Raw genomic sequence first — 11,901 nt, forward strand, 5'->3', positions numbered from 1 at the left:
CCGGCGGCGACGTCGACGCACCCCGGCATCTGAGCACCATGAAAGGAATGGCCACGTGCTCACCCTGTTCACCAATCGTTTCCAGGCGTTCCAGCCCCCGCAAGGGGTGCCGGTACGCATCACCCTGGGCGCTCCCCGCTTCAAACTCCCGTACTCCCTCACCCACTCGGTGCGGGAGCTCGCGCCGCGTCGGGACTACCTCTCCCAGCCCGAGCCCGAGTTCACGACGGCCTACCGTGCTGACCTCGACCGGCTCGGGCCCGAGCGGATCGCCGCCCGGCTGCGGCAGATCACGCAGGCCGAGGGTGATCACCGCCTGGTGCTGCTCTGCTTCGAGGACCTGGCCAAGCCGGGCCTGTGGTGCCACCGCCGAGTGTTCGCCGCCTGGTGGAAGGAGGCCACCGGAGATGACGTGCGGGAGCTGTCCCCGATGGACCAGCAGGGCACCTTGATATGAGCGTCGGAACCGCGCTGCAAAGATAGGTGACATGATTCCAAAGGGCTGCCTGCTCCTTGTGTAAGGTTCCAGCGCAGCGCCCGGCCCCGGCACCCCGCCGGGGCCGGGCGTTGTCGTTCGTCGGGAGGCGAGAGATGTTCCAGGGCACCATCCCGGGCCCCATGCGCTCCATCGTGCGCGAGACCGCCAGCCAGTGGCCGAGCGGCCCGGTGTACGTCCCGTGCTGCGGCAACTTCACCATCGAGCGCAGCGTGGCCGGCATGGGCTTCGCCCTCCATTCCTCCGACGTGTCCGTCTACACCAGCGCGGTCGGCCGATGGCTCACCCGGCAACCGGTCGGCATCCAGCTCCGAGAGGAGAGCCGAGACGAACTCGGCTGGCTCGCGGACTCCTTGGACGACGGTGTCGGCACCGTCGCCACGCTGATGCTCGGCACGCGGTTCCTCGCCAGTGTCGGCCGCGAGGGGCTGTGGCACGAGCGGGTCGTCCGCTCCTACCGGGAGCAGTGGAAGGTCAAGCACGCCGAGACGGTCGAGCGGCTGTCCGGCTCGGACATCGAACTCGCCTCGTACGAGGTGGAAGACGTGCGCTCCTGGCTCCAGAAGGTTCCCCGTGACGCCCCGGTGTGCTCCTTCCCTCCCTTCTACGGCGGCGGCTACGAGAAGCTGTACGAGCCGCTGGAGGCGCACTTCACCTGGGACGCGCCTGAATACGAGCCGCTGTCCGACGACGACGTGGTCAGCGTCCTCGGCGCGATCACGGATCGGCCGTACTGGCTGACGGCCTCCAACCACGACGTGCCCGAGCTGCACCCCTACCTGCGCGGCGTGATCAAGGCTACCCCGCGCGCCGCTCCCTTCTACGTGTACGCCAGTCAAGCCCGGACGAGGATCGTTGCTCCGCGCCAGCCGATCGAGCCGGTGAAGGTCCCCCGCCTGCGCGAGGGGGACGAGCTGGTCGGCCCGCTCACGCTGTCGCTGCTGAAGCCCGGCCAGTTCAACGCGCTGCGCTCCCGGTACCTCAACCCGAAGATCGCGCCGGGCGCGGCGAACCTGGCCGTCGCGGTGAAGGAAGGTGGCGGACGGCTCCTGGGCGTGTTCGCGATGGCTCCGAGCACGTACACGCCGGACGAGGCGTACGTGCTCTCGGACTTCGCGGTCGCGCCGACGGACTACCCGCGGCTGTCGAAGCTGATCGTGCTCGCGGCCACCAGCGCCGAGGCGCAGTTGCTGTGCCAGCGGGCGTTCTCGCGGCGGATCCGGAGGGTGGCGACGACGGCGTTCAGCAACAACCCGGTGTCGATGAAGTACCGCGGGCTGCTGCGGCTGCACAAACGCAGCCCGTCGAACGAGGACGGCTGGAAGTTCCAGCTCCAATACCAGGGGGCTATGGGCCAGCACACGCTGGCCGAGGCCCTTCAGATGTGGGCGAAGCGGTGGGGCGCCCCGACGACGAAGACGGGAGTCTGACCATGGAGGAGACCACTCGCCTCGCCCCGCCGCAGATGGTGCAAGGCGACCCGCGCACGCTGACGCTGCTCGACGTCAACGCGCGGTTCCTGCCACACGAGCAGTTCCGGCAGCTCGTGGCGAACATCGAGCGTGACGGCTGCCTGACCTCGACGCCGCTGGTGTGGAAGGACCGCGAGACGGGGCGGCTGGTCGTCCTGTCCGGCAACCACCGCACGCTCGCCGCGATCGAGGCCGGCCTGTCGCAGATCTGGTGGATGCAGATAGACGAGCCGCTGCCCCGCCAGCGGCAGATCGCTCTCCAGCTCTCGCACAACGCCATCGCAGGCCAGGACGATCCGGCGATCCTCAAGGAGCTGTACGACGAGCTGGAGTCGGTGGAGTGGCGGCAGTACACGGGCCTGGACGACAAGGCCCTGGACCTGCTGGAGAAGGTGGACGTCGCCTCCCTGGGCGAGGCGAACCTCGACTTCGCCAGCGTGCAGTTCATGTTCCTGCCCGATGAGCTGGAGCGAGCCGAGGCCGCGTTCGACGCGGCCCGATCCACGGCGACGGCGGACCAGCGGTGGGTGGCCGGGCTGGAGCAGTACGAGCCGGTGCTCGATGCTCTGGAGACCTCCCGAGCCGCATACAAGATCGGCAACAGCGCGACGGCCCTCAGCGTGATCCTCGCTGTGTTCGAGCGGCATCTCGGCGAGCTGGCCGAAGGCTGGTTCGACACGACCACGGGAGAGGCGACGAGGGCGGGGACGGCACCGCTGGAGACGGTGTTCGGCGTTCGGGACGTGCCGGTGGAGACGGCCGCCGTCGTGCGGGCGGCCATCGATCGGATGGTGCAGGACGGCACCGTGCCGGCCGACGAGCCGTGGCGGGCGCTGGAAGTCCTGGCCGCACAGAGCAACTGACGGCCGTCGGCCAGGAGGTGAGCGGTGGCTGAGGACACCGTGGAGTCCTGGGAGCGGCAGAGCGGGGAGTCGGTCCAGGCGTTCGAGGCATTCGCCGTGTACCGCGATCTCGGTCCAGCGCGGAGTCTGACAAAGACGGCACGCGAGTTGCATAAATCCCGCACGCTGCTGGGCCGGTGGTCGCGGCAGTACGCATGGGTGATGCGGGCCGCGGCCTACGACCGGGAGCAGGACCGCCTGTTCCTCGCGGAACAGGCACAGGCGCGGCGGGATATCGCCCGCAGGCACGCGAAGTTGGCGCAGGCCGTTCAGAGCAAGGCGGTCGCGCGGCTTCAGACACTCGACCCGCGGGAACTGTCGCCATCCGAACTGCTGCGCTACATCCAGGTCGCGGCGGAGATCGAACGGCGGGCCGTGGGTGAGGCCCCGGCGGCCGGGACGGTCGAGGACCGGGACCAGGGCGTGGACGTGGCCTCACTGTCGGACGAGGAGCGCCGGGCCCGGATGGACCAGCTCCGCCGTGAACTGGAGCGCCGGCTGTCGGAGGGCGCGCAGTGAGCCGCGGTCGGGCCAAGCGCCGCATGGTTGGGGGGTTCGCGGACCCGTCGGTAATGAGCGATGAGCAGCTGAAGGCCGAGGTCGCCGCACTGGTCCGCGCCGATGAGCTGTCGGCGCGCAGGTGGGCGTGCGAGGTCCCGACCTGTGATGGGCTGCCCCACGTTGGGTGGCTGCATCACCATGCCCGTGCGGCGCAGCGTAAGCCATTGTGGCTGTGGACGGTGTGGATGCTGCTCACCGGCCGTGGCTGGGGCAAGTCCCGGACGGCGGCGGAGACGGTGCGGGAGTGGGCGCAGACACCAGGTCTTCAGATCGCGGTGGTGGCGAAGAACGCGACGCTGGTGAGGGACATCTGCTTCGAGTCCCCGAAGTCGGGGCTGCTGTCGGTGTTCCCGCCTGAGGAAGTGGCGAAGTACAACTCGTCGCTGGGTGAAACGACGCTGCGCCTGGTGAACGGCACGCTGATCCGGGGATTCGGTGCGGAGACGCCGGACAACCTGCGCGGCTGGGCGTTCGACAAGGCATGGTGCGACGAGTACGCGGCCTGGTCGCGGCACACCGCGCAAGAGGTCTACGACATGCTGTGGTTCTGCCTGCGTGAGGCGGACACCCCGCAGGTCGTGATCTCTACGACGCCGAAGCCGCTCCCACACGTCAAGAGGCTCGTCGAGCGGGGCCGTGCCCAGGAGAAGGCGCACCTGGACGGCGGGGCGCCGCCTCGGGTGGTGCTGACCCGCGGGCACATGCGGGAGAACGACGCGAACCTGTCGGCGGCGGCCCGAGAAGAGCTGGAGGAGGAGTACGCCGGCACCCGGTTGGGGCGGCAGGAGCTGTCCGGCGAGCTACTCGAGGACGTGGAGGGCGCGCTGTGGAAGGGGTGGATGCTGGAAGCCGAGGGCTTCCGCCCCCGGCCCGAGCATCTGCCTGACCTCCAGCGCGTGGTGGTCTCCGTCGATCCGGCCACGAAGTCGCACGAGAACGCGGACATGACCGCGTTCACCGTGGCGGGCCGTGGGTTCCCAGTGGAGACGATGTTCGGGGATGACCGGCCTCGCGGGTATCTGCTGCACTGCGAGCAGGACCGGCATACGCCGACGCAGGCGATGAAGCGGGCCGCTGAGCTATACCACGAGCACCGCGCCGACTGCGTGGTGATTGAGGCCAACAACGGTGGTGACTACCTGCCCGCACTGCTGGAGCAGGTGGACCCGACGGTGAACTGGCGGATCGTTCATGCAACGCGTGGGAAGCGGGCGCGGGCGGCACCGGCGGCGCAGCTGTACGAGCAGGCCAGGGTGTCGCACGTCGGTCCGGCCCGGCGGTTCGCGGAGCTGGAGGAACAGATGACGACGTTCGTCGGCCAGGGAGAGACCGAGGACTCACCCGACCTGCTGGACTCGGCGGTGTGGGCGTTGTGGGACCTGTTCCTGGATCCGACGATGCCCCCTCCGCGTGGTGGCGATGACCAGCGGCTCTCTGGTCGGCGGTAGTTGGGCCAAGGCAGTTGTCAGTGGGTTGTGGCAGCGTTGCGAGTTGATCGGCGATGGACAGACAGGGAGTCGGGGATGGCGGGGGAAGCTCGGGTGATGCCGGCTTGGCTGGCCAGCGGCCGGACCGTTGGGGTTCCGGCCGTGGCGTCGGTCGTGGACGCCCGCAAGATGAGATCTCGCCGTGAGGGCGTGCTCGGCCGGTTCGGGGTGGGCATGAAGAGCGTGATGAGTCTGCCCACCGGGACTGGGAAAACCGCGACCGCTGTGGCGGTGGCGATCGAGATGGCCAGGCAGGGCAAGAGGCTGACGCTCGTGGTCAAGGACCGTGCCGAACAGGAGGCGGTCGAAGCACAGCTGAAGGTCGCATGGGCAGGGCTGGATGAGGCGGCAGGTGATCAGGCCGCACCGGACAGTTTCCATCTGGTTCCCGAGCCGTACGCACCCCGACGGTTGCGTTCTCGCCCCACCCCGGTAGCCGCGTACCGGGCGTTGTGTATGAGGGCGGCGGAATGGGAGGAGTCCGGGCGGGATCAGGAGCGGCGGGCCGTGGCGGGAGACCGACGTGTTCGGAATCCCGCAGCACGTCGGGCGGTGGTCATCCGAAGTGAGGGAAGATGCGAGAACCCAGAGTGCTTGCTGCCGGACCTCCCGTACCGGACGAAGGCCGGGGAGCCGCTGCTGGAGGTCGACCACATCGATGACCACGCTGGCGGCGGCCGGGATCACCCGACGGCGATGATCGCCTTGTGCCCGAATTGCCATAGCAACAAGACGCACGGAGCTGAGCGGGGTGCGCTTACCGAACGCCTGCGCAAGGTGGCGGCAGAACGACATGCCACCTGGGCGACCAGTGTCACGTAGCCGGGTCGTGGGGTTCGCTGGGCTATAGGCTGATCAACGGCGCGGGGCCGACGTCCGGAGGAGACTGTGGGCCTGCGCCAACTCGTGATCGATGCGTGGTCGTGGCTGAACTACAAGCCCGTGATGGCCGATGCCGGGCGTCCCGGCAGCCGCGCGTTTCCGGAGCTGGCCAAGACGTGGGTCCCGCCGCAGGAGCTACGGCGGCTGGCCGCATACAAGGTGCTGGCGGCGTACGACAACAACCAGGCCGGACAGCTCGCAGCGGCCGGTGGCGACGAGAGCGCGCTGGAGCGGCGGGAGCTGGGCGACGCGGCGAACCTCGTAGACACCGCGCTCGGCTATCTCCTCGGTTCAGAACAGAAGGTCGCGGTCGAGGGTGCGGAGCACGCCGATGAGGAGACGCCGACGCCCGGTGCGGCGGAGGCCGCCGCGGTTCAGGACCGGTTGCGGAAGTGGGCGGACAAGGAGCTGCTGACGTTCCGGGTGCAACAGGCGGAGCGGGTGGCGGTGCTGCTCGGGGACAGCGTGATGGTGCTGGCGTGGAACCCGCAGAAGCAGCGGCCGACGCTGCGGGTCTACGATCCGGGGTTCTTCTTCCCGCAGTGGGTTGATGAGGATGAGGACTTCCCGAGCCGTGTGCATCTGGCGTGGGAGCTGCCGGCGGACGACGACGCAGGGTTGAAGGCCAGGGTGCGCCGGGTGACGTACGAGCTGGGTCCGATCTTCGAGGAAGAGCCCGACGGCGACGTCGGCGCTGCGGCTGGTGGACGGCAATACCCGTGGGAGCCGGGGCGGACGTCCAACGTGACGTGCTATCTCACGGACGCGGAGTGGCTACTCGAGGACCTCAAGAACGGTGAGACGCTAGACCGGCTGCCGATGGACAAGGCGCGTTTCCGGGTGAGATCGGACGGCACGGAGCTGAACCGGCTGGATCTGATGATCGACTTTGTGCCGGTGGTGCACATCGCGAACACGATCCCGGACGGCGGGGAGCAGTGGGGGCGCTCGATTCTGGCGCGGGTTCTGCAGGCGCTCGATGAGCTCGCGGCCACCGACTCGGACAGCTCCGCGGCCTCCGCGACAACGGGCACGCCGATCATCGGCCTCGCGGGTGCGCGGCTGCCGGTGGACCGGGCAACGGGCAAGCCACAGGAGCTTCAGGTGAAGGCCGGTGCGGTGTGGCAACTCGGCGAAACCGGGCGGATGGATGCCCTGGACACGTCGCCGCAGCTGGCCGAACTGCGGGCGCGCGTGGATCACCTGCTGGAGCGGATCGCGGCGAACAGCCGGGTGACGGCGGCCGGGCTCGGAACGCTGGAGGCCACGGAGGTCCCGTCGGGGTACGCCCTGAAGCTGGCTCTGGGGCCGCTGGACGCGCTGATCGGCATGATGCGGCTCGCCCGTGAACACAAATACCGGCTGCTGTTCAAGATGGTGCAGCGGCTGTACCAGGCCGGACGGGCGGAAGGCTGGACGGCTGGGGAGACGCTGCCGGCGCGGCTGGTGTGGGCGCCGCACACGCCAACGGACCGGGGTGCGGTGCTGGAGGAGGTCGTCAAGGCGTATGGGGCAGGGGTGCTGTCGCTGGAGACGGCGGTGGCGATGCTGCTGGAGGCCGGGTACCCGATCAAGGACGCCTCGCAGGAGGTAGAGCGGATCAGGGCTAAGGCGGAACAGAAGGCCGCGGTGCGAGTGGCGGAGCCCGCTGCTCGGCGCGAGCGCGACGAGGACGATGCGCAGGACGACGGGTCGGGGTCGGTGAGGAAGCCGGTGGGGAAGGTGAGCGAGCGGGGGCCGGTGGAGGCGGGCCGGTGACGCGGCCTCGGGGTGGTGCCTGCCTTGTTCGACGCCATCCTGTGGGGGCAGTCGGACAGGGATCGTGGCGGTGTCGGCGCAGGTGGCTAAACTGGCCGTCAGCGCGGGGGCGCGCTCTGGAGGAGATGTATGGTCCGGCCCCTGCCGCCTCGCCGTCCTGTCGGCCACCGCCGTGACGGGCGGCCGATCTACCCGATTCTCGGTGCCTCGTCGGAGGACGAGACGAACGACCAGCTCGACGACGCCACGGACACCGGCGGCCAGGAGCAGCAGGTCACGGTCACCCAGGACCGGTTGGGCAAGATGCTCACCCGCGAGAAGGCGCAGGGCGAACGGGCCGCGATCAAGCGACTGTTGGCCACGCTCGGTTTCGACTCCCCGAAGGCCCTCACCGAGTTCGTGACCACACAGCGGGAGGCCGAGCAGGCCGCGCTGTCGGAGGTGGAGCGCCGGGAACAGGCGGCTGCCGAGCGCGAGTTGCAGGCCGCGCGCCGGGAGGAGATGGCCGCCGAGCGGGAGAGGGCGGCGCTTCGCCGGGCCGCGCTGGTGGCGCTCGGCGCGGAGGGCGACGACCTTGCCGACGCGGAGCGTCTGCTGGCCGTGGACGACGAGGACGCGGACGAAGCGCAGATCCAGTCGGCGGCCGAGGCCCTGCGGGCACGCCGCCCTGAGCTGTTCGGCGAGTTCCGCAACCCGGTGCCGGCGGCCCCTGCGGGCGCTCCAGCGGGGCGCGGCCCGACCCGTACGGCCCCGGTGTCCAAGCCCGGTTCGGCCGGGTTGGAGATGGCCAAGCGCCGTGGCCTGATACTGGAGTTCAGCGACTCCGCCGCCCGATAGTCCCAGGCACAGGCCTTGGGGGACCACGCCCCCTGAACTTCGTGGACGGCATCGCCTCCGTGGGCGGTGTGCGGAATCTGACCGCAGCGTCCATGGAGACAGACACATGACCATCCAGCCCGTCTCGAAGTCCGAGTACACGACCGCTAACCGCGAGTGGCTGGCGTCCCTGCACGGCACCGACTCCGTCGACACGATCACCCTCGACCTGAACCTGTTCTGCGAGGGCACGCACTACGTGTGCGGAGACGGCTGCGACCCGTACGGTCGGGTGCTGTCCGGTGTGCCGGTCGGCAGGGTCGCGGAGTCCGGCTTGTATGGCCCGTACGACCCGGAGGCGCACTGCGGCCGCCAGATCCTGCGCGGCTTCGTGATCGCCGAGGCCCCGTTCGCTCCGGGCCAGACCCGTGTTCCGGCCGCGCTGCTGTGGCACGGCGCGGTGAAGGCGTCGAAGGTGCCGGGCGGTCTCGACGTGTCCCAGCTCGTGTGGCACCCGCGTGCCGCGCAGATCCGCTTCGTGTGAGCGGGGGCTGAGCTGTGACGATTCAGGACCTGCTCAAGGACGTCTCGGTCATGGACCTGACGGCGTTCGCCAGGGCGATCCCGTCTCCGAAGGACTTCCTCCTCACGCAGACGATCTTCCCGACCGTGGAGATGCGGGAGGTGAAGTGGCGTACGAAGGACTCCGGCCGGTACGTCAACGTCGCCAAGTACCGGGCGTTCAACGCCTCGGTGCCGTTCGCGACCCGTGAGGCGTGGCAGACGTCCCGCGAGGGCGCGCTGCCCGCGCTGGGCCAGAAGCTCGTCGTCTCCGAGCAGGAACAGATCCTGCTGGAGGCGTCGCACGGCTCGGACCAGGACCGGCTGATCGAGCTGCTGTACGACGACGTGGAACGTCACGTCGAGGCCATCCGCTCCCGGCTGGAGCTGGCCGCCGGCGACGTACTCGCGGACGGCCGGTTCACGCTGGAACAGGAGAACGGCCTGACGCTGGAGGTGGACTGGAACGTCCCCGCCGAGAACATGCCAGTCGCCCGGACACCGTGGTCGGACCCGGCCTCCGACCCGATCGCGGACGAGCTGCGGTGGATTCAGCACCTGGACGACATCGGCGCACCGGAGCCGGAGCTGGTGATCACCTCCCGGAAGGCGTTCAGCTACCTGGCGGCGAACAACGCCTACCGGGCGGCCTACTACGGCAGCGTGAACCCGTCGACCACACCGACGGCCACGCTCACCCCGCAGCAGATCAACGTGGTGCGCGGCAACTACAGCCTGCCGCCGATCCAGTTCTACAAGGCCCAGGTGCGGGTGGACGGCAAGCCCCGCAAGGTCCTGCCCGAGGACCTGTGGATTCTCGTGCCGCCAGACCGGGAGAAGTGGGCCCAGACCATGTACGGGGTGACCGCGGAGGCCCTGGTGCTGTCGCGCGGGACGAACCCCGAGATCATCCGCGAGGATGCTCCCGGCCTGATCATCACCCGAGGTGTCCAGGATGACCCCGTGCAGATCTGGACCAAGGGCGCCGCGGTCGGGATGCCCGTCATGCACACCCCGGACGCGCACATCGTGGCGAAGGTCCTGTGATGGCGGACCGGGGGCGGCTGAAGGCCGCGGTCTACGTACAGGTCCCGACCACGCGGGAGGAGTTGATCCTGCTGCCGGGAGACTGCCCGGAGCCGGGGGTCGCCGCGCTGATCACCAACCCGGACGCGTGGGAGGAACCGCCGGACGACTGCGACGAGCCGACAGAGACTGTCGTGGTGGAGAAGTTCGGGCCGTCCGGGAACAAGGACGGCGGCCAGGAGGAGACGGCCGGCACGGGCGGGGCGAGGAAGTCCCCGTCAAGGCGGGGCGGGGGTCGTTCCGCGTCCTCGGCGTCGTGACCATCTGGAGGCGGCCCGCCACCGGGAACAGCCCGGCGGCGGGCCGCACCGCGTGGAGGGAGTAGCGGGTGGACGAGTTCCAGCGGTCATGGCTGCTGGCGCAGATCGGGCCGGACACCGACCCGGCCGACCTGGAGCGCCGGTTCTTCCGACTGCGCTCGGTGCGCGCAGTTGCGCTGGAGGTGCTGGGCGAGCGGCGAGCGAAGCTCCTCGCGGACCCGCTGAAGGTCACCGTGGACGGGGTGGTGACCATGGACCTCCAGGAGAACTTGCGAGGGATCGAGCGGCATATCGAAGTTGTACGGCAGGTGCCTGCGCCAGAGGACGAAGACAAAGCGAGCGAAACTCTGGCAGTGGCTAGGCTCGTGCAGACCCGCTGCTACAGATAGCGCGCGGCCCGGGGCCACGCCGGCGAGACACTGCAGCACTTCGTCTGTGCCTTCAGACCGCCCGAAGGCCGCGGGGGCAGGTGCCCCCGCGGCGTGTCTCACGGTTCTACGGCCAAGGCCAGTGGCCCCAACTCGCCGCCCCGAGTACCAGGGACGCAACTGCTGCACCCGACACAATCGCGGGCGAGATGTACACCGCGACGACGGTGCGGCCGCCGACCAGCAGTTGTACGTTTGCGCGCCGTACATGGGCGGACGTCGACGATGGAGCCTCCGGGCCCCAGGCGTCATCCGCGGGGCCATGCCCGGGTGACTGCTGGCTGGAGCCTGTGCCATGGTGTGTACTCAACAGTTGTCCTTTCGCTTGAGCACGGCCGCCGTCTCCCTGGCCGCCAAACCTGAAGAAGACGGTGGCACGCGACGCTCGGTCCCCCCGGGATCGAGAGGACACAAAAGGGCCCCACCAGACCTAGGCATGGTGGGGCCCTCATTGATGACGCGACCGTATCGGAGGCGCCAGGCGCGAGGCAAGTTGACACTGCGACTCGTGCTCTGGCGTCAATGGCCGGACATTAACGGGCAGTTGTACTGGCACTGCGCATGCACAGGTCACTGCCACGCGACGCCCACACCAGAACCGCCGAGCTCGTCGCCAACGGTGCTGAAGGTGATCAGGCGCTCGCGCTCGCCTGCTTGCGGCGTCGAAGTAGGGCCAGCACGGCGATTGCAGCGAAGGTCATCCACGCCTTGCCGAGAATCTGGCCAGGCAGGTACTCGAAGGAACCGAAGGCCAACTTGAGGAAGAGGAGGCTGTCCGCGAGCAGGCCGACGGCGTTCGAGGCGAGCATCGCGATCAGCAGGCCGCGCTTCCGGAGAGGCTCGTAGACGACGAAGTCCATTGTCTCGGCCACCGCGAAGGCGGCAGCTGAGGCGCCAGCCAGCGCCGGATCAGCAAGGAAGTACGACAGGATGGTGCCGACGGCTATGGCCGCGAGAACAGCACCACGGCCGGCGGACTCACGGGCGAGGTCCCGAAGTACCAGGGCGAGACCCACCATGTAGACCCCGGCAGGGGCGGCGTAGCCGAAGCCGACGGAGACGGCTCCGAAGTGGGTGACGGCAAGGTTGGCCGCAGGGATGGTGGCGACGTAGGCGACGAGGGTCGCGATACCGGCAGGGGCGGGGACGTTCACGGTCTTCTTTCTGTTTCGGTGATGTGGCGGTTTGCGCC

General features: G+C 69.2%; 13 protein-coding genes. 12 read left to right on the forward strand and 1 reads right to left on the reverse strand.

Going from position 1 to position 11,901, the window contains the following annotated elements; genetic code table 11:
- Positions 1-55 precede the first annotated feature (55 nt).
- The 12 genes from ACZ5CZ_RS11660 (at position 56) to ACZ5CZ_RS11715 (ending at position 10,670) form a co-directional block, all read left to right on the forward strand.
- Positions 56-457 carry a DUF488 family protein gene (locus tag ACZ5CZ_RS11660; protein WP_330283556.1) on the forward strand — a complete coding sequence of 134 codons (402 nt, stop codon included), beginning with the start codon at positions 56-58 and terminating at the stop codon, positions 455-457.
- A 134-nt stretch (positions 458-591) separates the two neighbouring features.
- Positions 592-1,926: a putative antirestriction adenine methyltransferase gene (locus tag ACZ5CZ_RS11665; protein ID WP_468941677.1), complete on the forward strand. Its 1,335-nt coding sequence runs from the start codon at positions 592-594 to the stop codon at positions 1,924-1,926.
- Between the two features lie 2 nt (positions 1,927-1,928).
- Positions 1,929-2,831 (forward strand): ParB N-terminal domain-containing protein, encoded by a 903-nt coding sequence (locus tag ACZ5CZ_RS11670; protein WP_389063298.1) that lies wholly within the window; start codon positions 1,929-1,931, stop codon positions 2,829-2,831.
- A gap of 24 nt (positions 2,832-2,855) precedes the next feature.
- Positions 2,856-3,389: a hypothetical protein gene (locus tag ACZ5CZ_RS11675; RefSeq protein ID WP_224736245.1), complete on the forward strand. Its 534-nt coding sequence runs from the start codon at positions 2,856-2,858 to the stop codon at positions 3,387-3,389.
- A gap of 53 nt (positions 3,390-3,442) precedes the next feature.
- Complete coding sequence (locus ACZ5CZ_RS11680; protein WP_468941681.1) at positions 3,443-4,879, forward strand: terminase large subunit domain-containing protein; 1,437 nt, start codon at positions 3,443-3,445, stop codon at positions 4,877-4,879.
- 75 nt (positions 4,880-4,954) lie between these two features.
- Positions 4,955-5,740: an HNH endonuclease gene (locus ACZ5CZ_RS11685; RefSeq protein ID WP_468941684.1), complete on the forward strand. Its 786-nt coding sequence runs from the start codon at positions 4,955-4,957 to the stop codon at positions 5,738-5,740.
- A 66-nt stretch (positions 5,741-5,806) separates the two neighbouring features.
- The gene (locus tag ACZ5CZ_RS11690; protein ID WP_468941687.1) at positions 5,807-7,558 is read left to right on the forward strand and encodes a hypothetical protein; all 1,752 of its coding nucleotides are present in this window, start codon (positions 5,807-5,809) and stop codon (positions 7,556-7,558) included.
- Positions 7,559-7,687: 129 nt separating this feature from the next.
- On the forward strand, positions 7,688-8,395 hold the full coding sequence (locus tag ACZ5CZ_RS11695; protein ID WP_468941690.1) for a hypothetical protein: 708 nt from the start codon (positions 7,688-7,690) through the stop codon (positions 8,393-8,395).
- Positions 8,396-8,501: 106 nt separating this feature from the next.
- Complete coding sequence (locus tag ACZ5CZ_RS11700) at positions 8,502-8,918, forward strand: head decoration protein (RefSeq protein ID WP_468941692.1); 417 nt, start codon at positions 8,502-8,504, stop codon at positions 8,916-8,918.
- 14 nt (positions 8,919-8,932) lie between these two features.
- Positions 8,933-9,982, forward strand: coding sequence for a major capsid protein (locus tag ACZ5CZ_RS11705; protein ID WP_468941695.1), 1,050 nt, complete (start codon positions 8,933-8,935; stop codon positions 9,980-9,982).
- On the forward strand, positions 9,982-10,281 hold the full coding sequence (locus ACZ5CZ_RS11710) for a hypothetical protein (RefSeq protein ID WP_468941698.1): 300 nt from the start codon (positions 9,982-9,984) through the stop codon (positions 10,279-10,281). The genes ACZ5CZ_RS11705 and ACZ5CZ_RS11710 overlap by 1 nt, the downstream gene beginning before the upstream one ends.
- Positions 10,282-10,349: 68 nt before the next feature.
- A complete protein-coding gene (locus ACZ5CZ_RS11715) occupies positions 10,350-10,670 on the forward strand; it encodes a hypothetical protein (RefSeq protein WP_468941701.1) in 321 nt (106 codons plus the stop codon).
- A gap of 671 nt (positions 10,671-11,341) precedes the next feature.
- On the opposite strand, the gene ACZ5CZ_RS11720 is transcribed toward ACZ5CZ_RS11715, so the two are convergent.
- Positions 11,342-11,863, reverse strand: coding sequence for a VUT family protein (locus ACZ5CZ_RS11720; RefSeq protein ID WP_468941703.1), 522 nt, complete (start codon positions 11,861-11,863; stop codon positions 11,342-11,344).
- Positions 11,864-11,901: the final 38 nt, after the last annotated feature.

It is taken from the genome of Streptomyces sp. NPDC031418 (genome assembly GCF_055581605.1).

What these genes read in the sequence shown, in the direction of transcription:
- ACZ5CZ_RS11665 (WP_468941677.1), top strand. Translation starts at nt 592, where the DNA reads ATGTTCCAGGGCACCATCCCGGGCCCCATGCGCTCCATCGTGCGCGAG.
- ACZ5CZ_RS11670 (WP_389063298.1), top strand. Translation starts at nt 1,929, where the DNA reads ATGGAGGAGACCACTCGCCTCGCCCCGCCGCAGATGGTGCAAGGCGAC.
- ACZ5CZ_RS11680 (WP_468941681.1), top strand. Translation starts at nt 3,443, where the DNA reads ATGAGCGATGAGCAGCTGAAGGCCGAGGTCGCCGCACTGGTCCGCGCC.
- ACZ5CZ_RS11685 (WP_468941684.1), top strand. Translation starts at nt 4,955, where the DNA reads ATGGCGGGGGAAGCTCGGGTGATGCCGGCTTGGCTGGCCAGCGGCCGG.
- ACZ5CZ_RS11695 (WP_468941690.1), top strand. Translation starts at nt 7,688, where the DNA reads ATGGTCCGGCCCCTGCCGCCTCGCCGTCCTGTCGGCCACCGCCGTGAC.
- ACZ5CZ_RS11700 (WP_468941692.1), top strand. Translation starts at nt 8,502, where the DNA reads ATGACCATCCAGCCCGTCTCGAAGTCCGAGTACACGACCGCTAACCGC.
- ACZ5CZ_RS11710 (WP_468941698.1), top strand. Translation starts at nt 9,982, where the DNA reads ATGGCGGACCGGGGGCGGCTGAAGGCCGCGGTCTACGTACAGGTCCCG.